This window comes from Methylobacterium sp. Leaf88 (genome assembly GCF_001422795.1).
In the GTDB taxonomy this organism is placed as follows: Bacteria; Pseudomonadota; Alphaproteobacteria; order Rhizobiales; family Beijerinckiaceae; genus Methylobacterium.
Genome location: NZ_LMMK01000009.1, coordinates 398 through 26,514 on the forward strand (window position 1 = coordinate 398; position 26,117 = coordinate 26,514).

Below are 26,117 nucleotides of genomic sequence, written 5' to 3' on the forward strand. Positions count from 1 at the left end.
CGCGCGCTTCGTGGCGCGGAGTTGTGGGTGTGTTGCCGGTGAGAGCGGCGAAGAACGCCGTCTCCGATCTCGCGGAGGCTGACGCCGGGCCGATCCCGGCCTGGTGTCGGTCCGGGTAGGGTTCCCCGTCCCGATCTGCCGTTCGCCGATCCGTTCGCCGCCGGTCGCCCTGACTCAGCGCCGGTGGGCGTCGGGCTCCGGCAGAGTGTAGGCTCGCGATCTGGGAGCGGTCATGTCGAAGCTCCCTGCTGGATGGGCACCGATCCGGCGGACGGTGAAGTTCGGCGGTGGAACCCTCGGCCCGTCGTCCCTGGTTCGTGAGATGGCCCCTTGGACCGCCGCTTCAATAGTGAAAATGTACCGGTAATCCAGGTTTTTTTACCCGGACGACGCTGTCGGGAAGCCATTGTTGCGGCCCCAGACGATGGCCTCGGAACGCTTGTGCACGTCGAGCTTCCGGTAGAGGGCCGCCGCGTGGTTGCGCACGGTGTTCTTGGACAGGTTCAGTCGTTTGGCGATGACCTCGTCCGAGAGCCCGGCGCAGATCAGGTCCAGGATCTGGCGCTCGCGCACCGTCATGTTGGGCGAGACCGCATCCTGATGGCCCGCGCCGGGCTGGCGCAGGTGGGCCAGCTTCTCGATCAGTCCGCGGCTGAACCAAGAGGTGTCGGCCATCACCGCCTCGATCGCCTCGAACAGCTCACGCTCGCTCCGCTTGCGCTCAGTGATGTCCTGCAGCACCAGGAGGACGAAGGCCTCCGCGCCGATCTCGACCCGCTCGGCCGAGACCAGGCAATCGAGGTTACTCCCGTCCTCATGACGCAGGCAGACCTCCAGTCCCATCACGCAGCCGGTGCGCGCCAGGGCCGTCTCGAAACGGTCGCGCTGCGGCTCTGAGACCCAAAGGTCGAGATCGGCCGGCGTGCGGCCGGTGACCGTCTCAGAACCGAAGCCGAAGACGCGGCTGAAGGCCTCGTTCACGCCGGTGATCGCCAGACCTTCGGCGCGGGCCAGCAGGGTTGGCACGGGGGTGAGGCGGAACGCCTTGGCGAAGCGCTCCTCGCTCTGGCGCAGGGCGGTCTCGGCCTTGCGCCGCAGTTCGAGGTCGGCGAAGGTGAAGAGCATGCAGCGCTCGTCGCCGAGTTCCATCGGTTGCCCGGCCACGATGACGAAGCGGGTGCCGCCGTCGGGCAGGTCGAGGCAAGCTTCCATCTGCGGGATGGTGCCGCCGCTGTTGAGACGATCGATCGCCAGGTCCCGGTTGCGGGCATTGGCCAGGACGTCGACCTCGTAGACGCTGCGGCCGATGACGGCCTCGCGGGTGAAGCCGGTCATCTCCAGGAAGCCGAGGTTGACCTTGACGAAGCGCAGGTCCGCGAGCCGGCAGATCACGGCGGGCGCGGGGTTGGCGTTGAAGGTCGCCTCGAAGCGCGCCTCGGCCTCGAACTGGTCGGAGACGTCCTTGAGGATAAGGGCGAGGCAGCTCGGCTGGCCCTCGCGGTCGGTCGCAACCAGGCTGCGCAGCGAGTGGACGAAGTCGGCATCGGGTCGGTCGGTGCGCGTGACCTCGACGATGACGTCGTGGAAACGCTCGCCCGAGACGACGCGCTCCATCGGATACTGGTTGAGGGCATGGTTGTTGCGGTAGCGCAGGGCGAAGCGCTCGCGGTAGGCATCCACCGTTCCGCCGAGTTCCTCCAGGCTCTCGGCCCCATGCATGGCCAGCGCCGCCGCATTGGCGTAGGCGATGGTCTGGTCGGGCTCGACCAGGATCACGCCCTCGCTCAGTCCGGCCACGATCTGCTGGAGTTCATGCCTGTCGACGCCGAGTGTCACCGGGACTCCCATCCGCTCAAATCAAGTCCCGCCGTAACCGGCCTCCGTGACGGCGAGTTCCGATGAAGCCTGGCGAATATCTGGTATATTCGGATCATTGACGTGAACGTGAACGATCATCCTTAGCCAGGGTGACCGCAATCGACGTCCGAAGGCTGACCGCAACGGGGGTCAAAAAGGGCCCGCGATGCTGCGGCGAACGACATCGCCGATGACCGGCGCGATGCTGCAACCCGACCGTGGCGCGCCCGCCTCAGGTTCATGGCGCAGTCCACGCCGGACATCCTCGCGGTCGCGCTCGACCTGGACGCGCCGCTGGGTTCCATATCCCTCGACGATCGCCCGAGGGTCGATGCCCCGGGCTTGCAGGTCCCGGAGATGGCGTTCCGCGAGGACACAGAGCGCCCGACGCAGATTGGCATGCACTGTGGTCTCCGCGTCGCGGATGAGACGTCGCGCCGGGCGATCGTCATGGGTGGATGCGCAGGAACGGTTGCCCAACGGCGATGATGCCAGCCAGATCGCCGCCATTCACCGCTCGCAGGCGGTCGTTCGTTTCCGGTCCAATGGACCCGTCGTGACTGCGAACCGAAATGTCCTCGACCTGATAGGCTGCAGCTTCGATGAGGACCGCGGGAAGGATAACAAACTCTTTGTCGAGTCCAGGACGCGCGCCGGACTCGAATACACCGCACTCGGGAACACGCTGCGCCGGGGCCCCCACAGGTCGTCCGCGCCCTCGCGGGAAACCCTGGGCAAACCGGAAATTGCGGGGGTAGGGTGGCAGATTGCGCGCCTCGTCCCACAGAGCCTTCGAAGCACTACGGTGACTGCAACGAAGGTTCAGCCCAATGACGGTGACGACGGCCTTTCATGAATCCAGTTCGGCGAACGGTCCGCGGCGTGGGATTGCCCTGACGATCACGGTCCTGATCCTGCTAGGTGCGGCCGCGATCACCACGCCAGCAGCGGCGCAGGACGTCGAGGCACCGGCAGACGCCGTATCGACCAACGTCGCGCCGGACGAGGGCGTGCCAGGCGCGCCCGCGCTCCCCCCGGCGTCCACGCCCGCGAGCGTGCCGGCGGGACCCGGCGCGACGAGCGCGCAGCTTCCGGCCACCGGCAAGGCGGCCGGTGCCGCCCATGACTTCTCGCCCATAGGGATGTTCTTCAGTGCGGACGTCGTCGTGCGGGCGGTGATGGTGACGCTTCTCCTGGCGTCGGTGGTGACTTGGGCCATCCTCCTGGTGAAGACGCTGAGCCTGGCCTTCGCCAAACGGCAGATCCGGTCGAGCCTGAAGGCGCTACGGTCGGTCGCCAGCCTGTCGGAGGCGAATGACCAGGTTCGCCGCGGCATCGGGGCGCTTCTGCTGATCGAGGTCGAGGGCGAGGTCGTGCTGTCGCAGGGGCTGCCGAGCGAGGGCATCAAGGAGCGGGCGGCCATCGCGCTCACCCGGATCGAAGGCAAGATCGGCAAGCGAATGGCGTCCGGAACCGGAATTCTGGCGACGATCGGTTCGATCGGCCCGTTCGTCGGCTTGTTCGGCACCGTCTGGGGCATCATGGGCAGCTTCATCGGCATCGCCAACTCGAACACCACCTCTCTCGCGGTGGTGGCGCCCGGCATCGCCGAAGCGCTGCTTGCCACCGGCATCGGCCTCGTCGCGGCGATCCCCGCCGTCGTGATCTACAACGCGCTGACGCGCTCGATCACCGGCTATCGGGCCTTGGTCGGCGACGCCGTCGCGCTGGTCATGCGTCATCTGTCGCGCGACCTCGACACGCGTGAGGCGGTCACCTACGGCCGCCCGTCCAAGTTGCGCCTGGCTGCGGAGTAGGCGCATGGCCGTCAACCTCGGATCCAACGGCGGCGACGATCTCGTCGAGAACGCCGAGATCAACATCACGCCGTTCATCGACGTGATCCTGGTGCTCATGATCATCTTCATGGTCGCGGCGCCGCTCTCGACCGTGAGTGTCCCGGTCGAGTTGCCGACCTCTTCCGCACCCCAGCAGCCGCGGCCGGACAAGCCGGTCTATGTCAGCATCAAATCCGATCTATCCGTCACCCTGGGAGAGGACGCGGTGGCCCGGCCGAATCTCGGCACGGCCCTTGATGACGCGACGAAAGGCAATAAGGACGAGCGCATCTTCCTGCGGGCCGACAAGGGTGTGCCCTACGGCGAACTGATGCAGGTGATGAACCTGCTGCGCAGCGCAGGCTATCTCAAGGTCGGCCTCGTCGGTCTCGAGGAGACGTCCGGCGGAGCGCAACCATGATGCATCCGCCGCCTGAAGCCTTTCTTCAGGCCACCGAGCAGCGTCGCGCGGAGTTGGAAAGGTCCGAGCCGTCCGTGCTGCTCCGGTTCTTGGGCTGGGCGTTGGCCGTCCTCCTAATGCTCACCGTCCATGTCGGACTCTACCTCGCCCTGACGCAGAGGTCCGAGAAGGCTTCCGCTTCGCAGGAGATGCCTGCGGCGATCATGATCGACATGTCGCCTGAGCCCACCGTCGCGAAATCCGACGTGGACAACGCCAAGGACGGTCCGGCGGCGCCGGATGCACAACAGGCCCAGCCGGAGCCCTTCGACGAGGCTCCGCCACCGCCCGATCCCGAGGCGGTTCTCGAGGCGCCCCCGCCCCCGCCGCAGGTCGCACCCCAGGCCGTTCTTCCCCCGACGATCCCGAAAAAGGTGAAGGCGCCCGAACCCAAAGCGCTCGAACCCAAGCCACCCGAGAAGCCGCGGCGTCTCAAGAAGCCAGCCCCGAAAATCCACGTCCAGAAGAAGTCTCATCCCAGTGCAGCGTCCCGGAGCGGCGGTGGTCCGAAGTCGGACCAGCAGAATGCGAACCGGACCGCCGCCGCCGCCGCCGGTTCGGCGATCAGCCAGGCGTCCCGCGCGACCTGGCAGAACGAGATGCGCGCCCGGATCGTCCGCGCCAAGCGCTTCCCCCCGTCCGCGGCCGGCGCCGTCGGGGTGTCGGTGGTGAGCGTCACGTTCGCGGCCAACGGCAGCGTGACGGGCGCGCGCCTCATCGCGTCTTCCGGCAATGCGGCCCTCGATGCCGAGGCGGTGGCCGTGATGTACCGGGCGGCCCCCTTCCCGCCGCCCCCGGGCGGCCAACCGATCACGCAAACGATCCCGTTGAACTTCAGCCGCCGGTAGCGCTCCGGCCGAGGCACGGGACGCAAGATCCCGCTTCCCAGCCGGGCGCCTTTCCAAACCCGAAACGAGCAGACATGCCTCCGAAATCGTCCCACCTTCCGCCCCCCCCGGCGGCGGCGCACACGGCCATCGCGGTCTCGGCATTCGGGATCGAGAACGGGATGCAGGTCGTCGTCATCCCGGATCGCCGCAGCCCGATCGTCACCCACATGATCTGGTACCGCAACGGTTCGACGGACGACCCGCCCGGCAAGTCCGGACTGGCCCATTTCCTCGAACATCTGATGTTCAAGGGCACCGAGCGGTATCCCGCCGGCGTCTTCAGTGAAATCCTCGCCTCGCTGGGCGGCGAGGAGAACGCGTTCACGGGTTGGGACTTCACCGCCTATCACCAGCGCATCCCCAACGAGTACCTGGCGACCTGCATGGCCTACGAAGCCGATCGCATGCGCAATCTCGTCTTCGAAGACGCCGTGGTCGCCACCGAGCGGGGCGTCGTCCTGGAGGAGCGCTCGATGGTCGCGGATGCCAACCCGGCCGGCCTCCTCGGAGAGGCGGTGGCGATCGCCGCGAGCCCGGCCCATCCGTCGGGGCGTCCCATCATCGGCTGGCGTCACGAGATCGCCGGCCTGACCCGGGCCGATGCCCTCGCCTATTACCGGCGCTTCTACACGCCCGAGAATGCGCTTCTGGTGGTGGCCGGCGATGCCGAACCGGAGGCGGTGCGGAACCTCGCCGCCGAGATCTACGGTGCGATCCCGGCCTCTGGCGCGCCGTCCGCGCGCTGGCACCCGGCGAATCCGCCGAGCCGGGCCCACCGGCAGATCACCCTGGTCGAGACCACCGTCGGCGACCCGCAACTGACGCGGCTGCATCAGGTCCCCTCGCCCGCCGATGCGGCCCCGGGCCAGGCGGAGGCCCTGGACGTGCTCGCCTTCCTGCTGGGCGGCGGCAGCACCTCGATCTTCCACACGCAACTCGTCGTCGCGCAGGCCTGTGCGACCCGCGTCGAGGCCTCCTACTGGTCCGCCCTCTTCCGCGGTCCGTCGCGCTTCTACATCCAGGGTTCACCCGCGTTCGGGACCACGCCCGAGGATCTCGACCGTGCGATCGACGCGTTGCTCGATGCTTTGCGGGTCTCGGGTTTCGAGGCCTCCGCCATCACGCGCGCCAAGACGCAACTCGTAGCCAGCGCCCTGTACGCCCGTGACAGTCAGGTGAGCCTCGCCAACTGGTACGGCATGGCCCTGTGCTGTGGCCTCACGCTCGACGATCTCGCGACGTGGCAGGCCCGCATCGAGGCGGTCGACGCCGACGCGCTCCAGCAGGCTCTTGCCCTGCTGGAGTGGCGGGGCGGCGTATCGGGCCATCTCGTTCGGTCTCGAGCGGCCTGACCGGGGAAGATCTCTCTCCATGACGATTCACATGACGTCTTCCGGGAAGCCTCACCCTTCGGTGAGGCCGAACCCCTCCGGCAAGCCCCTCGCCGCCCGCGTGCAATGTCTGCGCAGCCCCGGCGGTATCGAGGCCTGGCTCCTCGAGGACCATACGCTGCCGATCCTGTCGATGCAGGTCGGGTTTCGGGGCGGTCCCACGCTCGATCCATGCGGCCGGGCCGGCACCGTACGAATGCTCGCCAACCTGCTCACTGAGGGCGCCGGATCGATGGACGGGGGCACGTTCCGCCGGGCCCTGGGCGACCGTGCGATCCAGATGTCCTTCTCGGTCTGGAGCGACAGCCTGCGCGGCGAACTCAAGACGCTCGCCCGCGAGACCGAAGCGGCCTTCGATCTGCTGTGCCTCGCCTTGCGTGACCCACGCCTGGCCGCGGACGACATCATTCGGGTTCGAAGCGCGATGGAGGCGGAGGTTCGCGCCGGCCTCAGCCGCCCGGATCAGGTGGTGAGCCAGACCTTCGCCGCGCGCGGGTTCGCCGGGCATCCCTATGGCCAGCCGACCTCTGGGGATCTCGACAGCCTGCCGCGGATCGAGCAGGCGGACCTTGCGGCGGTGCAGACGCGGATGCTGAACCGCAATAACCTGCGGGTCGCCGTCGTCGGTGCGATCGGGCCGGACGATCTCTGCCTTGCCCTGGATCGCGTCTTCCTCGAACTCCCGATGGGCGCGCCGGCGCAGACGCCGGCGATCGCGCTGCAGGGGCTCGGCGAACGCATCGTCACCCGGCTCGACCTTCCGCAATCGACGATTCGCTTCGGACGGCCCGGCCCCTCCCGCAAGGACCCGGACTTCGCTGCTGCCACCGTGGTGAACCAGTGCCTGGGCGGGGACATGTCCTCGCGCCTGTTTCGGGAGGTCCGGAAGAAGCGAGGGCTCTGCTACGCGATGGGCACCGCCCTTCAGGTGGCGGATGGCGCCTCGACTCTCGTGGGCCGCACCGCGACCCGGAACGATCGCGTCGCGGAGGCGCTCGACGTGATCGAGGCGGAGCTTGTCCGGTTGTCTCGCGAGGGCCTCGAGGCCGACGAGATGGAGCGGAGCAAGGGCTACCTCATCGGCTCCTCCAAGCTGCGCCTCGACAGTTCATCGGCCATTTCAGCCCTCTTGCTGGGATTGCAGCTCGACGGGCGCCCGCTGGACTGGCTCGACACCCAGAACACGCGCATCGCCGCGGTGACCTCGGAGGACGCGCGACGCGCTGCGGCGCGCCTTATCGGTGATGCTCGCCTGCTCGTGGCGATTGCCGGAGATCCGGTGGTGCCGTGATCGCGTCGGCGTATCCCGAGCCGGCAAACCCAGGGGTTCCCCGCCATTGGACCGCCGGGCTCAATTTTTTTTCTTCATGGGCACATTCGGGCGGCACCCTTGCCCGATCTGGAGGGACGGGACGTGAGATCGATCGTCATGATGAGCCTTGGGCTGATCCTCGGGGGACCATTCGCCGCTGAAGCGCAACCGCTGGCGCCCGGGACGACCGCACCGGCTGCACCCAGTGTGGCCCAGCCCGGTACCGGGCGGGAGGGCTCCGCGAGGGCCGGCCTTCTCGCCGCCTCCGCGGCTTCCACTCCGGCACCGGGAGGCTTCGATCCGCCGGGGCAGAAGCCGCCGCGGCCGGACAATGCGCTGGGGCCGGATCTCGTCGCCTACGTCTTCGCACCGGTCGGACGGATCGTGGGACCGATCACCGAGGGCCTTCATGCCTTCGACGCGGCCCTCGCCCCAGTCAACGCAGTCCTGCTGCCGTTGACCGGTCCTCGGACCGTCGCATCCGAGGCCCCGCCGACTCCCCCATCGGTTCCGCCGCTGGCGGCGGCGGAACCCACCGGGCGCCTGCCGCGCAAGTAACGGCTCCGCTCCGCTCTACCGGACGCATCGCCCGGTCCGCGTCGGCGGACGGGTCAGATTTCAGGCCATTTTGGCCGAGTCCCGCTTGGCCGAGTCCCGCGCGACACAGTCCTCAGGAAGGTCGTCACTCATGTCCTCATCCGAGCTGCTCATCGGCGATCCCGCTCCGGCCATCGAGATCGAGACGTTTCTGAAAGGCGAACCGATCACGGGCTTCGCACCGGGCCGCGTCCACGTCGTCGAATTTTGGGCGACCTGGTGTGGCCCCTGCGCCGCCAGCATTCCGCATCTGACGGATCTTCAGGGGCGCCATCCGGCCGTGCTGATCCTTGGGATTGCCGTCGGGTGGGCGGAGCTTGAGGTCGTGCAGACCTTTGTGCGCACGTGGGACGACCGGATCGGCTACCGGATCGCCATCGACCGCCGGCTGGATCACGAGATCGGCCGGAGCCTGATGCGCGTCGCCTGGTGCGACGCGGCCTACCAGCAGGGTGTGCCGACGGCCTTCATCGTGGATGGCGCGGGTCGCATCGCTTGGATCGGACATCCGATGGACCTGGATGCGCCGCTCGCTGCGGTGGTCGAAGGACGCTGGGAGCTCGCCGCTGCCGCCGAGGCGCACCGGGCACAATTGCTGCGGGACAAGGTCCGCGAGGCCTGGGCCTTGGAGCGGGCGGTGCGTGCCTGCGCCGACATGGGCGACCGGGACGGCATGCTGCGGGTCTACGACACGGCCTTTACCGCCGAGCCCGCGCTGGAGCGGACGTTTGGCTTCGGCAAGTTCAAGCAACTAGCGGCCGGCAGCGAGGCGGCCCTGGCCTACGGACGGCACCTGATCACCGAGGTCGGCGCAGACGACGTCAATATGCTCTTCAAGATCGGGCTCGGCCTGACGCAACAGGGCGAAGCCCTGGAGGAGCCGGCATCCGGTCCCGTCGCGGCCCTGGCGATCGAGGCCCTCGACCGGGTTTGGTCGCTGGTCGGGAGTGAGCCGAATCCCAGGCTTCTGGGGCGTCTCGCGGAGGCCTACGCGAAGGCGTTGCTGACGGCCGGACGTCACGAGGACGCCGCCGTCCACGCCAAGACCGCCTGGGAGGCTGCACACGCGATCAATGCGGACGACGACATGAAGGCAGCCCTCGCGGCTCTCCGAGAGCGCTGCCGTACGCCCGCCCCCTCCATCGCAACTACGCTGCCATCGATGGTCTGCGACGGCGATAGCTGCCGCCTCGCCGGCCCCTGATCGTCGCTCCGATCGGGCTTGGATCTTCGCTGCCCCGTCGGTCGCGTGCTCGCCGCGGAGGACCGTCCCCGGCGGGACGCTCGGGGCCGTGGCCTCGAGCCGCTGTCCTTCGCATCGGTCTCCCATTCCTCCGGTTTCCGAACATGACCCTCCACACGTGGCTCGCCTTCGTGGCTGCATCCTGCCTCACGCTGGCGCTTCCGGGGCCGACTGCCCTCATCATCCTCCGCTACGCCTCCCAGCTCGGCCGCAGCACACTCCCCTTCATCATCGCGGGCGCCGTTCTCGGCGACACTTTCGCGCTGACCATCTGCAATTTCGGATTGGGGGCCCTGCTCGCGGCGTCCTCTGATGTCCTCACGGTGTTGAAGATCGTGGCCGCGCTCTACCTGATCGGCCTTGGCCTCTCGACCCTGTTCGCCCGGCCCTCGTTCTGGACCGCACCAACGCCCCCGAATAGCCGCCCCTTCGCCGGGGTCTTCTTGGTCACCGCCTTCAATCCGAAGGGGATCCTCTTCTTCTGTGCGCTGCTGCCGCAGTTCGTCGACGCCGCTCAGCCCGTCATGCTGCAACTCGCCGTCCTGCAGGCCACGTTCTGTGCGCTCTCTCTGGTCGCAGCCGTGATTTGGGTCAGCGCCGGACGCCTGCTGCGCCGGACGGGGGATCGCCTGATCCGGCGCACGACGGGTTTGCTCCTCATAGGCGTCGGTATCGCCCAGGCGACGGGACGGTTCGCGTGAGCCGGGCCGCCGATGGTCCGGATCCCGAAGCGCCCGATCCGAGCGCCGTTCCCGCCCCCGGTTGTCGGGCGCGGGCCTGGGTCGCGCGCGCCATCGAGACGATCGAAGCCGACGTCAATCGATCCGCGGACACGCACCTGTTTCGCGTACCACTGCCCGCCTGCCCCGGGATTAGCTTCTACATCAAAGACGAGTCGAGCCATCCGACCGGCAGTCTGAAGCATCGCCTGGCCCGTTCGCTTTTCCTCTACGCCCTCTGCAGCGGTCGCATCGGGCCGGACACGACGATCGTCGAGGCCTCGAGCGGGTCCACCGCGGTCAGTGAGGCCTATTTCGCACAACTAATCGGCTTGCCGTTCATCGCGGTGATGCCGCGCACCACCTCCGGTGAGAAAGTCGTCCAGATCGCCCGCTACGGCGGACGCTCCCACTTCGTGGAGGACCCGGGCGCCGTCTATGCCGAGGCCGAACGGCTCGCCGCCGCGCATGGCGGCCACTACATGGACCAGTTCACCTTCGCCGAGCGGGCCACGGATTGGCGCGGCAACAACAACATCGCCGAGTCCATCTTCGCCCAGATGGCGTGCGAGGCCCATCCGATCCCGGCCTGGGTGGTGGTGGGCGCCGGCACCGGCGGCACCTCCGCCACCATCGGGCGTTTCATCCGCTATCGGCGCCTCGCGACACAGCTCTGCCTCGCCGATCCGGACGCCTCGGTCTTCCACCGGCACCTCGCCGACCGGTCCGTGCGCACCCTTGCAGGGTGTGCGTCGATCGTCGAAGGCATCGGGCGGGCGCGCTGCGAGTCGTCCTTCCTGCCGGACCTGATCGACCGCAGCGAGGCGGTGGCGGACGTGGCAAGCCTCGCTGCCGCGCGTGTCCTCTCCGAACGGATCGGCCGCTCCTGCGGTGCCTCCACGGGGACGAACATGTGGGCGGCGGCGCGGATCGTTTCCGGCATGGCGGCGGCGGGCGAGCACGGCTCGGTCGTCACGCTGCTGTGCGATTCCGGCGAGCGCTACCGCAGCACCCACCTCGATCCGGACTGGTTGGCGGAGCGCAGCCTCGACCTCGAGCCGCCGCGTGCGGCGATGGAAGCCTTCTTCGAACGCGGCGTCTCACCAGATCTGGCCCTGACGAAGGGTATCGGCTCCGGCAGCGGCCTGTAACCCTTCGGATGTGGAATAACCCCGAGCGCGACCGTGGGAACTTGGGCGTCGGCTCCGACAACAGGGTGTGACCCGAGTTCGAGGAGCCGCGATGTTCAGTGTCCTGAGGCGATCAGCGTATCGGGCCGGTCCTCCGGTATTTGCCGCCTTGATGGCCAGCGCCAGCCCAGCCTCTGCCGGCCTCGATACGCTGGTCGAACTGGATATCCCCGCGGGGGATCTCGGCCGTACGCTGATCGCGATCTCCCGTCAGGGCGGGATCATGATCTCCTTTCCGCCGGAGATCGTTGCGGGCCGACGGGCCGCGGCGCTGAAGGGCCGGGTCGTCGTCCGGGATGCCCTGATGCGCGTTCTGGGCGGAACGGGCCTGCACATCGTGCCAGGTTCCGGCGGCGGCGTGACCGTCGTCGCGGATCGCGACACCGGCGTCAGCACGCAGGGGCTCGGCGATATCGCGGCGATCGATGTGACCGACGCGAGCGGGGGCTCACGCTTCGGCGATGTCGGCTTCCAGGCCGGCGATGCGGGCACCTCGTCGCGTCTCTCCGGTACGCCGACGAAGGAGTTGGCGAACACGATCACGACCGTGACGCAGAAGGTGATCCAGTCCCAGGTCGTCACGAGTGCCGCCGATGCGGCCCAGAACGTTTCCGGTGTCACGCTGGGCGCCAGCGGCGATGGCCGCGCCAATTTCGTGATCCGCGGCTTCCAGACCCAGGGTGTGATGGTCGACGGCATCGGGTCGTTCAACCGGAGCATGACGATCTATGGCCAGCCCCCGATCGACAACGTCGAGCGCATCGAAGTCCTGAAAGGACCCAGTGCCATCCTGACCGGCGCAACGCTGGAGGGGGGAGGCGTGAACGTTACCACGAAGCGGCCGACCGAGACGGTCATCCGCGATGCCACGGTGCGGTATGGCTCCTATGGGTACAAGACGCTCGCTTTCGACTTCGGCGGGCCCGTCGCCGATACCCAGGGTTTGACCTACCGTTTCGTTGCGTCCGGGAATGCGGCGGACAGCAATTACGCGGGGTACCGAGATCCTCACGAGTACCTCCTGGCACCGAGCGTCCGCTGGACGGACGGCGAAACGTCATTGCTCGCTGGGCTGACTTACACCGACCAGGCACGAAAGCCGGTCCAATATACTTTCATTCCGCGTCTGGGCGCCGACCCGTTCCACCCTATCCTGCGGCTCCCGAGAGGCATTCCGAAAATCAACCCGGACCTGGGTTACACCTCAAAGCTGATCCAGCTCTTCAGCGAACAATCGCACGACTTCGGAGATATTCTGGGTTCCAACATCGTTCTTCATAACCGACTGCGTTACGATACATCGACGGATGGCTTGAATACCGGTTCTTGGATCGGCCGCCCAGGTCGAAATGGCACTTACAGCACCACGCAGGTTCAGGGCAATTATCAGTTTTCAAGATTGTTCGAGCAGGTCGATTTGACGAGTACTTACGACGCAGGATTTGCGCGCCAAACCTTGAAATTCGGTTTGGATTATTCCTCGACGCAAATTACGTATTCACAAGTTCCCGCTCCTGCATCTCAGAATTTTTTCACGAATCCGTATACGGGACTTCCAATCCAAGACCTATTCCGGCCGACGATCATTCCCCAATCGGCACTGGGAGGGTTGGGAGCTAGTTCCCTCGGGTACTATGTCATCGACAAATTCGATACATTGGATAATCGGTTGCATATCACGGGTAGCGTTCGGTACGATGATTTCACCAACAGTTCTTCCGGTGGGGGAAGGCCGAGTTCGTCGATTAAGTCGGGCGGAATGACATGGTCTTCGGGTGCGGTCTTCGACATAACCCCATATTTCAGCGCCTACGGTAATGTGAATACCGGGATCGTCCCAGCTGCGGGCTTCAACGACAGGACTGGCATTCCATTTCCGCCGGAACAAAGACATCAATGGGAAGCCGGCGGACGGGCTTACATGTTCGACAAGAAACTGAGTCTTACCGCAAGTTATTTCGATCTTGCCGCCACAAATGTAACGATATGCCCGACAAATGACTGTGACATAACGAGTAAATACGTCCTTGTGCCTGGGCAGACGAGCCGGGGTGTCGAATTCGATATGCAAGGAGAACTCTATCCGGGCCTGAATCTCATTGCTTCATTTGCTTCGACGGTTGTAAAGTTCGTAAGTCCGCAGAATACGAGTCCTTTTGCAGGAATACCGCAATACACTGGCAGTATTTGGGCGACCTACACCTGGCAAGAGGGCAGCCTGACGGGGCTAACGATCGGCGCAGGCGGGCGTGGGAACTCCGACAGCACGGTTTTTGATGTAAACAACAAAGTTTATCCGGTTCCCGGCTTTGTTACGGTTGATGCATTCATCGGATACGACATCGATCAGTGGTCTCTCAGTTTCAAAGCGAATAATCTGGCGGATAAATATTATTACAATCCCAGTTACGACAGTCGTTTTATTGGTATTGGTCAGGGGCGAAACTTTCTTTTCGCGGCCAAGTGCTCTTTCTGAGATTTTTGAAAACTGAGAAGGTGATGAATCTTCGATTTCCGCACCGACGGCTGACGTTCAGGTCTACTTAACCTCGGCAACGATCGGTCGCACCTGAAGATTTCGATCCCGGTTTCGAAGGGCGTCGCGTTCGGTGCCCTTCGAAGGGCGCACGCATCGCATCTTGAGCTTCATTCGGAACACATGACCGCCTGTGCCGCAGACGATCGGCCCCGCATCGACGCGTCGCTGGCCCACCGCATTCTCCGTCTTACGGTACCGTACTGGCGCCAGCGGCAGGCTTGGCCGGCTTGGATCGGGGTGGCAGTGTTACTCAGCCAGGGGATGCTACTTTCATATCTGGTCGTGCGCGCCGCCGCGCTGCTCAAGACTGTAACGGACGAGCTTCTGAGTGGAAACCAGGCAGCGTTCGAGGCTGCGCTCCTAACTTACTTGTTCGTCTTCACGGTCAAGACCGTCTTGCCGCAGATCCGCTTCATCGTCGACGGCTTCGTCGAGGCGGCCTGGTCCCGTTGGTTGAGCCGCCACGTGATCGACCAATATCTGGCCGAACGCGCCTATTACGACGTCAGGCTCCAGGGCGATCTCGACAATCCCGATCAGCGGATTGCCGACAGCGTCGCGCCGTTCGTCGGGCACGCGATTCAAATCCTGCAATGGACGGTGAGCGTCGCGGCTCGCCTCGGTGCGGCGGTCGTCGTGTTCGTTTCCCTCGACCAGCGCTTTCTCGTCTGGGTGCCCCTGCTGGGTCTCGCTCAGATCGGCGCCACCACCCTCATCATTCCACTCGACGTGCGGCGGCAGATTGCCGTCCAGGTGGCCGAGGGCGACTTGCGCCGCGATCTCGTACACATCCGCGATCACGCCGAGGCAATTGCCTTCTATGGGGGCGAGGCGACGGCGCGGCGCTCGGTGATGGCGCGTACGCGCGCAGCCGCGGACCGGATCTTCCGCTTCGAGCGGTTCCGGGCGCTGGTGTACCTGACGGTGAACGCCGCCACGTCCTTCGCCTGGATGGCGTTGCCCTATGCGGTCTTGAGCGGACAGGTGGCCAGCGGCGCGTTGAGCTACGGAACCCTGGCTCAGGCCACGGCCATCACCCTGATGATGCGCGGAGTCATCGATACGGTCTCGGCGATCGTGGCGGCCTTCGGGGAGCTTGCCGTTCAGGTTACCCGGCTCGCCCCCTTGCAGGAACGGTTCGACGCCATGGCCCGGGCCCGCGCCGAACGGCCCGGGATCACCTTGCGGCGCGGGTACGATCATGTGGCGGTGGAGGCGCTCACCCTCGAGACGCCCGATGGCGCCCGCCGTCTCGCGACCGGCCTGTCGCTCGTGATCCGGCCGGGGGAAAGCGTGGTGATCGTCGGGGAGACGGGGGTGGGCAAGAGCTCGCTCCTGCGCGCCATGGCCGGCCTGTGGAGCCGTGGCGAGGGCCGCCTCTTCATGCCGCCGGCTCAGGAGACGCTGTTCCTGCCGCAGCGGCCGTATCTCCCGGCCGGCTCCCTCCGGGAACAACTGCTCTATCCACGCGGATCGTACGCGTCCGATCCCGAGCTCCTGGCGATCCTGGAGGCGGTACGCCTGCCGGACCTGGCTGAGACCCACGGCGGCCTCTCGGCGGTCCGCGACTGGGCGCAGATCCTGTCCGGGGGCGAACAGCAGCGGCTCGCCTTCGCCCGGGCCCTCGTCGGACGACCCGGCTTCGTGTTTCTCGACGAGGCCACGAGCGCCGTGGACCCGGAGACGGAATTACAGCTCTACGCCCGACTCGTCCGCAGTGGCGCGAGCGTCATCAGCGTCGGGCACCGGCTCGGCATCGTGGCGCACCACAGCCACGTCCTGACGCTCCGATCCGGCGGCCGGTGGGAATACGCACCTGTCGCGACGTGGGCCTACGCGTCGTGAGCGCGGCCGATCCGGCGGCGGCGCGCTTCGATCCGTCGGTATCGCGCGCTGCGAGCAGAGCGGATCTCCGCCTCGACCTTCGGCTTCTGCGACGCATCGCCCGCTTCTTCGTGCCGTTCTGGACCCGGCGCGCGGCGTGGCCCTACTGGATCGGTATGGCTGCGATCCTCGGCCAGACGACCCTCGGCACGACCTTCAATCTCGCCGCCTCCTACGTCCTCAAGGACATGACGAACGCGTTGACGGCGCACGACGGGGCGCTGTTCCGTTGGCAATTCCTGCTCTACGCCAGCCTCTTCCTCGGCGAGATCCTTTTGGCCGGGCTGGCGATGATCCTCGCTGGCTGGATCACGAAAGCTTGGCGGGTCTGGCTGACGGGTTGGGTCACGGACCGGTACCTCGGAGCGCGCGCCTATTACGACATCGCCCAGCGCGGCGACCTCGACAATCCGGACCAGCGCATCCAGGAAAGCCTCGCCATCGTCGTCCGCCAGTTCTTCGGTCTCCCGGTTCAAGTCCTCGGCTTTGCCGGAGCCCTCACGGCCGGCAGTGCCGTGCTCACGACCATCAATGGCCGGCTGGTGCTGGTGATCCTCGGCCTCAGCCTCGGCCAGGCGATCGCGACCTATCTCGGCTATCTGCCACTGGTGCGCCTGCGCTACGCGGCCGCGATGGCCGCGGGCAACCTTCGCTACGGTCTCGCCCAGATCGCCGCCAACGCGGAGGCCATCGCGTTCTACCGCGGGGAGCCGGCCGAGCAGGTCCGGCTTCACGGCCTGGTGGGGGCGGTGGTGCGGCGCGACCTCATCGTCACGCTGTTCCGGCGCGCGGTGACGGACATGGCCCCTCTCCTCTTCGGGGTGGCCTGGGTCGGTGTTCCCTATCTCATCCTTGCGCCCCGCCTGTTCGCGGGCGAGATCGATTTCGGCACGCTGACGCAGGGCATCGCGGTCACGCTCACGGTGGCCAACTCGGCCTCGGCCCTGCTCGGCATCCTGGCTCCGCTCTCGGGCATCGCCCCGCACACGGTCCGCATCGCGCAGATCGTCGAGCGCTTCGATGCGCTCGCAACAACATGGGCGATGGATCAGGGGATCGTGTTCGCGCGCCGGCCCGATACGGTCGCCCTTGACAGCCTAAGCCTTGAGACGCCCGGGGGCGAGCAGCGGCTGGTGCGCGATCTGAGCGTGACGCTGCGACCGCAGGAGAACCTCGTCATTGTCGGCCAGACCGGTGTCGGCAAGAGTTCGCTGCTGCGCGCCATGGCGGGCCTGTGGACGCGGGGGACGGGCCGGGTGGTGATGCCCCCCGCAGCCGATTGTCTCTTCCTGCCTCAGCGCCCCTACGTGACGCACGCCGACCTTCGCACTCAGCTCCTCTATCCCCATGGGGCCGAGACCTCCGACGCCGTCCTGCTCGAGGCGCTGAGGGCGGTGCGTCTCGGCGATCTCGCGGCGGACCACGACGGTCTTTCGACGGTCAGGGACTGGGGCCAGATCCTGTCGCTCGGCGAGCAGCAGCGCCTAGCCTTCGCCCGGGTGCTGCTCGCGCGCCCGCGGTTGGTCTTCCTCGACGAGGCGACGAGTGCGGTGGACGGCGCGACGGAAGCCCATCTCTACGGTGTGCTGGCACAGACAGGAGCGCGCTTTGTCAGCGTCGGCCACCGAGAGGAGATCCTGAAATACCATGCGTTGATGCTGACCCTCGCGCCCGGAGGGAGCTGGACCCTCGCGCCCGTCGAGACGCTTCTTGCCCCGCACTGAGGGCGATGCCCCCCGGCCGATCGGCTGTCCGCACCCGGTCCCGAGACTTCGCCGACTGGTGTCGGGAGGGCCATAACCAGCCCGCGACGCGGATCGCGGGTGGGATCGGTGCCGGCTCACGCAGGCTCGCCGGCACCGCAGGAATTCAGGGCCGGTATCGACCGCGAGGTGAAAGAGGTCGCGCCGCGATGCGTCGTTCCCGGCGTGTGGGGTTGCGGCGTCAGCGTATCAGCCAAGCGCCGACGTCGACCTGCATAGGGATTCGCCTGCGTCGTCAGACAGAGACTCGGATGGGTCCCGACGCGAACAGGCGAGACGACGTGTCGAGCGGGACTTGCGGGGATCGAGCGATGAGCAAGGCCTATCGGTTGACTTTGGACAATGCAGTTGCCGCGCTTCTCCGCAACGCATTGGGTCGCGGCTTCATGCGTCAGAAGAGGCGTGGTCAGCGCGATCGCGTTCCCCGTCATGCGGCCTCGCGTGAAGACGACGCTTCTGCGGTGCCCACATCGGAATGCAGGGCTGATAGGGCGATCCGCGGGAAACGCGATTCTGTCCTCGGCGGGATCGATCTTGAATTCTACCGCAGATACTACAGCGATCTCGCTGTCCTGGCTGAGGATGACGCGCTTCTTCGGCACTACGCCGATTATGGTCGTCGCGAGGGACGCTTCCCCAATGCTGACACGATGATCTCAACCCTCGAACGGCAATACGGTCCCCTTCCATCGCACTTCGTTCCCCAGCATTATCAGGCCCTTCATGCCGATCTGGTCGGGCTGACGAACCATTGGGAACTCCAGGAGCACTATCTTCGCTTCGGTCGCGCTGAAGGGCGGTCCTTCTGCCTGGACTTGACTGCCTTCGAGCAAGATTACGCATGCATGCTGACGGCTGGCGTGATCGGCGCGAAGGCAGCCGGTCTTGCTCCCCCACCCGCGACCTTCGCAGATCTCCTCATCGGTGCCGGCTTGTTGCCGGGGCCCTGGATCAGCCGGTTCGTGCTGCACGAATTTTCGCTGCTGAACGAGGCTTGGCTACCCTGGCAGCCCGCCTCGCGTATGGAAGGTCTGTTCCTCTTTCTGACGATGGGCTTGGGACGTCTCGCCCCCATCGCCTTGCGCCTGCAATTCGATCCCGTCTTCTATCGGGAACAGCGCGACTCTCGCGAAGCGAATGAGAGCGATCTCGACCTGTATCGAAAATGGCTCGGCGTAGGGGTGTCGCGGGGCGTGCCCGGCACGGAGGCCGCCGCCCTGGTTCAATTGATCGGGGAGGATGGCTTTCCGAAATGCTTCGATGAGAAGACTTACCGCCGAATGCTATCTCGAAAGGTGGCTCAGCCGAAAGCCGGGCGTTTCGAGGCTCTGAAGCATTTCGTGACACTGGGCTTCCTCTTGCCGGAGGTCGAGGCCATGCGACAGTCCTGCTCGGCGCACCTTCTGGAGCAGATCGCCGAATATCATCTGAACCGCGGCGACGCGACGACGGCCGAGAGCGCCTACAGCAGAGCACTGCGGATCGCTCCGGAAATCGGCCGCCTTCACCACCGTCGTGGAGACGCCCTTCACAAGCTCGGCCGCGCGGACGAAGCGACGCGCGCCTTCGTCGCTGCGGCGGATGCCGAGAATGCGATCGTCTGGAGCCACATCCACGCGATCGACGGTCTGCTCAGACAGCCGAGCAGTGTGCCGGACGCCGTCGCGCGTGTCCGTCGTTCGGCACTGAGCTGGCATGGTTCACCCCATTGGCGCGGAGCGGCGCACCGCGCCATTACCGGGGCATTCGACCTGGCGGGCGCGCGGGCGCGGGAGCTCTACGCCGCCGGGCGGCGCAGCGAAGCGGACGAGAGCCTGGTGGCCTGCCTCGACGAGATCGCGGACCTGATCCGTCTGGCCGACCCATTGCCGGCGCGCCTGCCGGCGCCCAGGACCGGCCACATCGTGATCGTCGCGAACCGCGACTTGCCCCAATGCGAGCATTACCGCGTCGTGCAAAAGATTCAGCAGCTCGAACATGGCGGCTGGAGCGTCGAGGTGTTCGCGCATCACGACGCTGCCCAGAGCCGCTGGGCGATCGACAAGGCTGCGGCGGTCATCTTCTACCGCGTCGCCGCTCGCCCCGAGATCCTTCATGCGATCCTTTACGCGCGCGCCCTCGGCCTACCGACGATCTATGAGATCGACGACCTGGTTTTCGATCCGAACCACTATCCGGATTCGTTGGACAGCTTCGAGGGCCAGATCAGCGTTTCGCAGCACATCGGTCTTCAATACGATGTGCCCCTGTTCCGCTACGCCCTGGAGGCCTGTGATGTCGGTCTCGCATCGACTCCGGCCCTCGCCGAGGCCATGCGCCCCTTGGTCCGTTCGCGCACCTGCCACGTCCTTCGCAACGGCCTCGATACGCGCAACCTGCCGTTTCTCGCCCAATCCCACACACCCTTCTCGGAGACGGCGCTGACTTTGTTCTACGGGTCCGGCACGCGCGCGCACAACCGCGACTTCACCGAACTTGCGGCGCCGGCGCTGATCGAGACGTTGCAGGAGCATCCGCAGACGCGGCTGGTGATCGCGGGCTATCTCCGCCTCGACGACCGTTTCCGGCCCTTCGCGGATCGCGTGGTTCAGGTTCCCTTCACGGACGACGTGAGTGCCTATTGGGAATGCCTTTCGGGCGCCGACATCAATCTCTCGGTCCTTGCTCCAGGGCCCTTCGCCGACGCCAAGAGCGAGATCAAGTGGCTTGAAGCCGCCATGTGCGGCATCCCTTCGATCGTCAGCCCAACCCGGACTTATCGAGACCTTCTCCGCGATGGAGAAGACGTCCTGTTCGCCGAGACCGCCCAGGACTGGTCGCATGCGCTTCGCCTGATGATCACCGATCCGGACCAGCGCGGCAGCATCGGCGCGCAGGCCCGCGCCAGGGCGATCGCCTCTCATAGTCTGGACACCGCGGTCGAGACGCTGCGGCATCTCCTGCCGTCGCCGATCCATCAACCCCAAGCGGCGTTGCCGGCTCCCAAGGCCGGTCCGGCGGTGATCGGATCCCCGTGGCCCGCAGGCGTCTGCGCCCCCGCAAAGGCCCGCTCGGTGACGGCATCCCGGGCAGGAAATGCCTCGAAACCGCGCATCCTCATCGTGAACGTCTTCTTCCCACCTCAGACGTTGGGGGGCGCTACACGCGTCGTCCGCGACAACCTCGATCACCTCCTCGACCACGCCGCCGACCGTTTCGAGATCGCTGTGGTGGCCACGGACCTCGACGGTGGCGTTCCCTACCGCACGCGCATCGACGCCTATCGTGGCGTGCCCGTCTACCGCATCGCGGGGCCGAGCGAGATGCATATGGATTGGCGCCCGATCAATCCGCAGATGTGTCCACCCTTCGAGGATCTGCTCGAGCGATTTGCTCCCGACCTCGTTCACTTTCACTGCGTGCAACGCCTCACGGCCGCGGTGGTCGAGGTGGTGCAGGCGCGCGCCATCCCCTACGTCGTCACCGCCCACGACGCCTGGTGGATCTCCGACTACCAGTTCCTCACGGATCTGGACGGCTCCATCCGGTCCTCTTCCCAAGACCCGCTCCGCGACGCCTCAAATCCCGCGCAAAACCCGATGGCGTCGATCGCCAGACGACGCCGGCTGAAGCGGGCACTCGATTCGGCGGCGGCGATCTGCGCGGTGTCCGAGACCTTCGCCGACGTCTATCGGCAAGCCGGATTCCCACAGACGATTGCGATCCCGAACGGCGTTCCGAGGCTCGCACCAGCCGTCCGGCGGCCGAGCGCGACGGGCCGGGTCCGCTTGGGTCACATTGGGGGCCGCACGCTGCACAAGGGCGCGACGCTGATCGAAGTCGTCCTGAAGGCCTCGCGCTTCAGCAATCTGTCTCTCACCCTGGTCGATCACACGCTGTCGACCCACCAGATCACCGAGGAGATTTGGGGCACGACACCGGTGCGGATCATCGGCAACGTGCCTCAGGACAGGGTCGGCGCCCTTTATGCCGAGATGGACGTTCTTCTCGCCCCGTCGCTCTGGCCCGAGAGTTTCGGATTGGTGGCCCGGGAGGCGCAGGTGTCCAAGCTGTGGGTGGTCGCCAGCGACCGGGGTGCCATCGGCGAGGAAATCGTCGAAGGGGTCAACGGCTTCCGGATCGACGTGGGCTCCCCTACCGGTCTGCGGGACGTGCTCGTGCGCATCGATGCGGATCCGGACCGTTTCCTGGGGAGCCCACCGACTCCGGAGACACCAATGCGCACGGCATCCGATCAGGGCGAGGACCTGATCGCCCTTTACGACAGATTGCTTCCGGCCTCGATCGGACGCGGTACGTCCAACTAGCTCGTCGGGGTCGAAGCCTTCTTCGGCTCACGGCGGCGTCACATCCGCCACCCGTCGCCCGTCGATCCGCAGCCGGAGGTGTCTCCGGGACGACGGGCATGGAGACGATGGGGGCGCGACCGATGAACCCGCGTACCCTTTCGTGACAGCGGCTCCGCGCCGATCGATCGGCTCCGCCCGAAGCGCGGGCGGGCGGGCGGCTTGGTCCGTTCCGAGAATGGCGCCGGCTGACCACAGACCTTCGGTCTTCCGCAAACGGAATGCCTCCCGCGTGCGGACATCGCTCTCGCGGTTCGGTCCTCCAGCTTGATCCCGCCCACGAACGCGGTCCAGCCCGTTCGCTCGACCACCGATGGCTATCCGGTTCCAGGCCGCGATCTATGCTGACGTCGGGGCCGCGGTCTGTGACGCAAAGGCTGTGAATACGAGCCCGGCGCGCACCGACTCGCCCCGCTCACTGCGGATCCCTGGGGCCTGTAATCCACCTCGTACAGTGACTTCGCGAAGGGGGCGGTCCGAGCGTCCGTCACAGCGTCACGATCCTGATTTGCCGCCTCCCGCCCCGGCCGGCTCGCAAGCCATTTCCAGGGGGGAGAACTCGCGGGCGCATGTCGACGATCGGGCTTGAAGCCGACGCGGCGTCGAGGCACCCGGGTCGTCCGCGACCTTGCCGTCCAGCGCGATGCCATCGCAGCCGCAAAGGACTGGGACCGGCGACCCGCTTCACATCGGCTACGGGCCTCCAGCACGCGGATGATCGGACCGATCGCAAACCGTTTGCGCCAGATGGGGCCGCGCTGCGACCGCCCGCGTCACGCCGTGGCTCTGATCCGTGCTCTGCAACCGCCCATGAGCCTCGTTCAGGCTGTCCGTTGCAATTTGTCCGAAAGATAGATTGCGCAGATCTGCTCAAGATGTAAATTTATCAATCTATGGCACGCGGTATGCATATCTAATCTGGTCTAGGTTTCAGTCTATAGGAAAATTTTGTAGTGACAGAGAGGCTGGTTGATTGTGTGTAATCTCTCTTTGACGGATATAAAAAGCACAGTTTGGACAAATAGACAGAAGTAGAAGTCTCATAAATCGAAATAACAAGACTGTAAGGATAGGATTTCTAGGGGATGAATTCTCAAAAGCTTGTAAATGGAAGACGATGAGGTGGGCAATGGCCGGAATCGCTCGGTGAGCGAGGCACGGCAGCACGCGTGCGGGGGTTCAAATGGCTAGCGTCGTGGCTGGACAGAATTCAAGGCTGATCGAGACGCTGTTCCGGGAGCATTCGTCCTGGCTCGGCTCGTGGCTGTCGCGGCAAACATGGACCGTGCACGCTCCGGAGGACATCGTCGCGGACGTGTTCCTGTCGCTTCTTACGCTGCCGAATATGGAGAGCGTACGCGAGCCGCGGGCCATGATGACGACGATCGCCAAGCGCATCATCTTCGATGCGCGCCGTCGAAAGACACTCCAGAACGCCTACGAAGAGGCTCTCCTCACCATCCCGGAAGCGGTAGACGTCTCGCCGGAGGAGCGCCTCATCATTCTGCAGGCGTTGCAGAAGGTGGACGAAGTCCTGGCGAACCTGTCGGTCCGGGCTCGAACGGCGTTCCTGATGAGCCAGATCGATGGTATGTCGAACAAGGACATCGCCCAGCACCTGAATGTCTCGCTCGGTGCCGTGAGCAAATACATGACGCAAGGGTTTTCGGCCGTCTACGTCGCCAGGTTGGAGAGTTGAGGGCATGGCGAAGGCCCGAACGCGGGACGAAATTGCCGATCCCCGGATTGGCGAGACCGGGCGCGCTGCAATCAAGTGGATGGTTGCGCTGAACTCCGGCGATATGACGGAACGGCAGCTTCGCGACTTCGAGCGCTGGCGCCGCGCGAGCCCGGGCAATGCCGAGGCTTGGAATCGGATGTCGGGTGGCCTTCAGCCGTTCGACGTGTTGGCCCAGTCCGGGCTTCCGCGCGGTGCGGTCGCCCAGATGCAGGACCCGGCGCTGCGGCGCGACCGTCGGGCGGTCCTGAAGGGCTTGGTCGGGCTCAGTGCCAGCGGTGGGGCCGGCGCAGCCCTGCTGCAGCGCTTCGTGCCGATGGAGGACGTCCTCAGCGATCATTACACGCGCACGGCCCAGCATGAGCAGTTCGAGCTCGCCGACGGGAGCGACGTGATCCTCGCACCGCGTTCGTCGCTCAATCTCGCGCTCGGACCGGAGGAGCGCGGTCTCCAGTTTGTCCGCGGCCGGATGATGCTGAACGTCGCACGAGCGGATACCCGGCCCTTTGTCGTCGACCTCGGACTGGTCCGGTTTGCCGCTTCGGCCGGCGCGTTCGTCTTCGATCGTCGGGACGGGCACGTGGGCATCACGGGCCTGACCGGTGGAGGAACCCTGTCGGGGGCCGGGCGCCGGATGACGATCAAGGCGAGCGAGCGCCTCAGCCTCGATGGAGCGGAGGTCCGTCTCAGCAAGGTCGATGTCGATGCCCAGTCGTCCTGGACGACCGGACTTGCGGTCGTCGACAACGAGACGCTCGGTCATATCGTCGAACAGATCAGACCCTATTACGCGGGCTTCGTTTTATTGGATCCGGCTGTCGTGGACCAACGCGTCTCTGGCGTGTTCAACCTGTTCGACCCAGTCGCCGCTCTCGAAACTCTCGCCCGATCGGTCGGCCTCGGCATGGTCAGAAGGGCGGGCTTCTGGATCAGGATCGAGCCGACAGCCTGACCGCGCGGAGGTCCAGCCGATCGACCGCCGGCAAGCCTGAAACTCCTGTGGCTCACTGTTCCTGCCACGCGCTTTCTCCAAAGGCGCCTTCCCAAGCCCGCGAAAGGCCACAGGCGAACCGGTCCAGGTGCTCCGGTGCCTCAGAGACGACTGCCCATCGACGAGAACCAATCTGTCGGAACGCAGCAACCGTCCACATTCTTTGCTTCGGGGACAGCCCTCCCGGCAAGTCGGGTCGACAGTGCGAACTCAGAGCCGGAGCGCGCCTGCCTCTTGGGGCTTGGACGCGTTCGCCGGGCCCCTCCGTCAGTCACGGGCGACGAGCTCGGCGATCCGGCGCTGTCGGTCCAGGATCGCCCGGAGATATTGGATCGAGCCTTCCTGCATCGGGCGAAGAACCTGCTGATCTTCCTGCACATCGCGCCGCATCGACACGAAGAACTCGTGTCCGCCGGGATCCGTCCCGGCGATCTGGTTGAAGACGAAGGGAAATCGACCGAGGCGGGTCGCCTCTTCGATGACGGTGAGGAACGACAGGGGGGTGAAGACCCAGCAATGACATGCCGCATGATGCTTTGAGGCGAGCGCTTCGGCCGCGCGCGCGTGCGCGAGAGGCAGGGCCGATTCGGCGAAGAGGCGCCGGGCCTGTGACACATCCGTGCCCTCCCAGACTGCGGCGGGATCGACGGTGCGCGTTTCGTAGGTGTGAGCGAAGATCTGCCGTGGGCTCGGCTGTTCGTACGCGAGAAGATCCGCTTCGACCAATTCGGCGATCGTGCTCTCCCGCCGGCTTACGTCGGAGGTGTAGCGGCGGTCCGGCAAGGAGAGATTGAGGACACCGCCAGGACGCAGCACGGCATGGATACCACGAAACCAGCCGAGAAGGTTTGGGACGCGGTGGGCGGCATGGACAGCGATGGCAAAGTCGTAATCCGTCCGCCCGATCCGCTCGGCCAGAGATGTCGAGCCGCTCCAGGCATAATCGGCCTGGACGGCGTCGGGGTGAACGGCAGCGGCGTCGACGGCGTGGTCGAGATAGGTGACGCGCAGACCTTCCGGCAAGGGCGTCGAATTCGACGCTGCACCGAACTCCAGCCCCCGGCCTTCAGGCAGGCCGACATCGTGCGTGAGCCGCGCGAGGCGGCGTTCGGCGGATCGTCGGCTGAGGAAGGCGTCGAGGGACAGCGAGCCTGCATGCATGCGTCGAAACCCTGCAGTATGGCCTAGGCAGCCGCCAGACCGAAACGATGAACGCCGACATCCCAGGCGCAGTCCTCGGTGAGGGTCTGGGCGAAGACGGTATCGAGACGGGCGCGCTCTGCCTCGACAAGGGGACCGTCGAGGGCGACCGGGCGGCACCGGGCCGACAGCCCCGGCGGCACGAAGTCCGGATGGTGC

At 66.0% G+C, this 26,117-nt stretch carries 18 protein-coding genes; 15 read left to right on the forward strand and 3 right to left on the reverse strand.

Translation table 11 applies throughout. The annotated features are described in order from the left end of the window. Positions 1-378: 378 nt before the first annotated feature. On the reverse strand, positions 379-1,836 hold the full coding sequence (locus tag ASF20_RS05715) for a PAS domain S-box protein (protein ID WP_056271926.1): 1,458 nt from the start codon (positions 1,834-1,836) through the stop codon (positions 379-381). Positions 1,837-2,007: 171 nt separating this feature from the next. Continuing rightward, positions 2,008-2,367, reverse strand: a complete 360-nt coding sequence (locus ASF20_RS23875; RefSeq protein WP_156647980.1) for a hypothetical protein — start codon at positions 2,365-2,367, stop codon at positions 2,008-2,010. Between the two features lie 320 nt (positions 2,368-2,687). Here ASF20_RS23875 and exbB point away from each other — a divergent pair, with 320 nt between their 5' ends. The 15 genes from exbB (at position 2,688) to ASF20_RS05795 (ending at position 24,719) form a co-directional block, all read left to right on the forward strand. Then, entirely contained in the window at positions 2,688-3,674 is a 987-nt protein-coding gene (gene exbB / locus ASF20_RS05725; RefSeq protein ID WP_082501196.1) for a tonB-system energizer ExbB, read from the forward strand. Between the two features lie 4 nt (positions 3,675-3,678). Beyond that, complete coding sequence (exbD, locus tag ASF20_RS05730) at positions 3,679-4,116, forward strand: TonB system transport protein ExbD (protein WP_056271886.1); 438 nt, start codon at positions 3,679-3,681, stop codon at positions 4,114-4,116. Beyond that, positions 4,113-5,003: a TonB family protein gene (locus tag ASF20_RS05735; RefSeq protein ID WP_056271892.1), complete on the forward strand. Its 891-nt coding sequence runs from the start codon at positions 4,113-4,115 to the stop codon at positions 5,001-5,003. The genes exbD and ASF20_RS05735 overlap by 4 nt, the downstream gene beginning before the upstream one ends. Before the next feature lie 74 nt (positions 5,004-5,077). Continuing rightward, the gene (locus tag ASF20_RS05740; RefSeq protein ID WP_056271895.1) at positions 5,078-6,397 is read left to right on the forward strand and encodes a pitrilysin family protein; all 1,320 of its coding nucleotides are present in this window, start codon (positions 5,078-5,080) and stop codon (positions 6,395-6,397) included. Between the two features lie 61 nt (positions 6,398-6,458). Further along, positions 6,459-7,727 carry a pitrilysin family protein gene (locus ASF20_RS05745; RefSeq protein WP_244476334.1) on the forward strand — a complete coding sequence of 423 codons (1,269 nt, stop codon included), beginning with the start codon at positions 6,459-6,461 and terminating at the stop codon, positions 7,725-7,727. Between the two features lie 123 nt (positions 7,728-7,850). Continuing rightward, on the forward strand, positions 7,851-8,306 hold the full coding sequence (locus tag ASF20_RS05750) for a hypothetical protein (RefSeq protein ID WP_156394247.1): 456 nt from the start codon (positions 7,851-7,853) through the stop codon (positions 8,304-8,306). A gap of 130 nt (positions 8,307-8,436) precedes the next feature. Then, positions 8,437-9,549 carry a TlpA disulfide reductase family protein gene (locus ASF20_RS05755; RefSeq protein WP_082501197.1) on the forward strand — a complete coding sequence of 371 codons (1,113 nt, stop codon included), beginning with the start codon at positions 8,437-8,439 and terminating at the stop codon, positions 9,547-9,549. 143 nt (positions 9,550-9,692) lie between these two features. Then, positions 9,693-10,289 carry a LysE family translocator gene (locus ASF20_RS05760; protein WP_056271898.1) on the forward strand — a complete coding sequence of 199 codons (597 nt, stop codon included), beginning with the start codon at positions 9,693-9,695 and terminating at the stop codon, positions 10,287-10,289. Positions 10,290-10,381: 92 nt separating this feature from the next. Beyond that, entirely contained in the window at positions 10,382-11,458 is a 1,077-nt protein-coding gene (locus ASF20_RS05765) for a PLP-dependent cysteine synthase family protein (protein ID WP_056271929.1), read from the forward strand. 91 nt (positions 11,459-11,549) lie between these two features. Beyond that, a complete protein-coding gene (locus ASF20_RS05770) occupies positions 11,550-13,973 on the forward strand; it encodes a TonB-dependent receptor (RefSeq protein WP_056271900.1) in 2,424 nt (807 codons plus the stop codon). A gap of 183 nt (positions 13,974-14,156) precedes the next feature. Next, a complete protein-coding gene (locus tag ASF20_RS05775) occupies positions 14,157-15,881 on the forward strand; it encodes an ATP-binding cassette domain-containing protein (RefSeq protein WP_082501198.1) in 1,725 nt (574 codons plus the stop codon). Then, a complete protein-coding gene (locus ASF20_RS05780; RefSeq protein WP_156647981.1) occupies positions 15,878-17,644 on the forward strand; it encodes an ATP-binding cassette domain-containing protein in 1,767 nt (588 codons plus the stop codon). The genes ASF20_RS05775 and ASF20_RS05780 overlap by 4 nt, the downstream gene beginning before the upstream one ends. Positions 17,645-17,994: 350 nt before the next feature. Next, positions 17,995-21,990 (forward strand): glycosyltransferase, encoded by a 3,996-nt coding sequence (locus ASF20_RS05785; RefSeq protein ID WP_244476336.1) that lies wholly within the window; start codon positions 17,995-17,997, stop codon positions 21,988-21,990. A 1,222-nt stretch (positions 21,991-23,212) separates the two neighbouring features. Then, positions 23,213-23,728 (forward strand): sigma-70 family RNA polymerase sigma factor, encoded by a 516-nt coding sequence (locus ASF20_RS05790; protein ID WP_056271917.1) that lies wholly within the window; start codon positions 23,213-23,215, stop codon positions 23,726-23,728. A gap of 4 nt (positions 23,729-23,732) precedes the next feature. Then, entirely contained in the window at positions 23,733-24,719 is a 987-nt protein-coding gene (locus ASF20_RS05795; protein WP_056271920.1) for a DUF4880 domain-containing protein, read from the forward strand. Between the two features lie 306 nt (positions 24,720-25,025). Here ASF20_RS05795 and ASF20_RS05800 read toward each other — a convergent pair whose 3' ends face one another. Continuing rightward, the gene (locus ASF20_RS05800) at positions 25,026-25,919 is read right to left on the reverse strand and encodes a methyltransferase domain-containing protein (RefSeq protein WP_056271923.1); all 894 of its coding nucleotides are present in this window, start codon (positions 25,917-25,919) and stop codon (positions 25,026-25,028) included. Positions 25,920-26,117 lie beyond the last annotated feature (198 nt).

Coding starts and splice junctions, on each gene's coding strand:
- ASF20_RS05735 (WP_056271892.1), top strand. CDS start 4,113: ATGATGCATCCGCCGCCTGAAGCCTTTCTTCAGGCCACCGAGCAGCGT.
- ASF20_RS05795 (WP_056271920.1), top strand. CDS start 23,733: ATGGCGAAGGCCCGAACGCGGGACGAAATTGCCGATCCCCGGATTGGC.
- ASF20_RS05760 (WP_056271898.1), top strand. CDS start 9,693: ATGACCCTCCACACGTGGCTCGCCTTCGTGGCTGCATCCTGCCTCACG.
- ASF20_RS05770 (WP_056271900.1), top strand. CDS start 11,550: ATGTTCAGTGTCCTGAGGCGATCAGCGTATCGGGCCGGTCCTCCGGTA.
- exbB (WP_082501196.1), top strand. CDS start 2,688: ATGACGGTGACGACGGCCTTTCATGAATCCAGTTCGGCGAACGGTCCG.
- ASF20_RS05785 (WP_244476336.1), top strand. CDS start 17,995: ATGAGCAAGGCCTATCGGTTGACTTTGGACAATGCAGTTGCCGCGCTT.
- exbD (WP_056271886.1), top strand. CDS start 3,679: ATGGCCGTCAACCTCGGATCCAACGGCGGCGACGATCTCGTCGAGAAC.
- ASF20_RS05775 (WP_082501198.1), top strand. CDS start 14,157: ATGACCGCCTGTGCCGCAGACGATCGGCCCCGCATCGACGCGTCGCTG.
- ASF20_RS05790 (WP_056271917.1), top strand. CDS start 23,213: ATGGCTAGCGTCGTGGCTGGACAGAATTCAAGGCTGATCGAGACGCTG.
- ASF20_RS05740 (WP_056271895.1), top strand. CDS start 5,078: ATGCCTCCGAAATCGTCCCACCTTCCGCCCCCCCCGGCGGCGGCGCAC.
- ASF20_RS05755 (WP_082501197.1), top strand. CDS start 8,437: ATGTCCTCATCCGAGCTGCTCATCGGCGATCCCGCTCCGGCCATCGAG.
- ASF20_RS05800 (WP_056271923.1), bottom strand. CDS start 25,919: ATGCATGCAGGCTCGCTGTCCCTCGACGCCTTCCTCAGCCGACGATCC.
- ASF20_RS23875 (WP_156647980.1), bottom strand. CDS start 2,367: ATGGCGGCGATCTGGCTGGCATCATCGCCGTTGGGCAACCGTTCCTGC.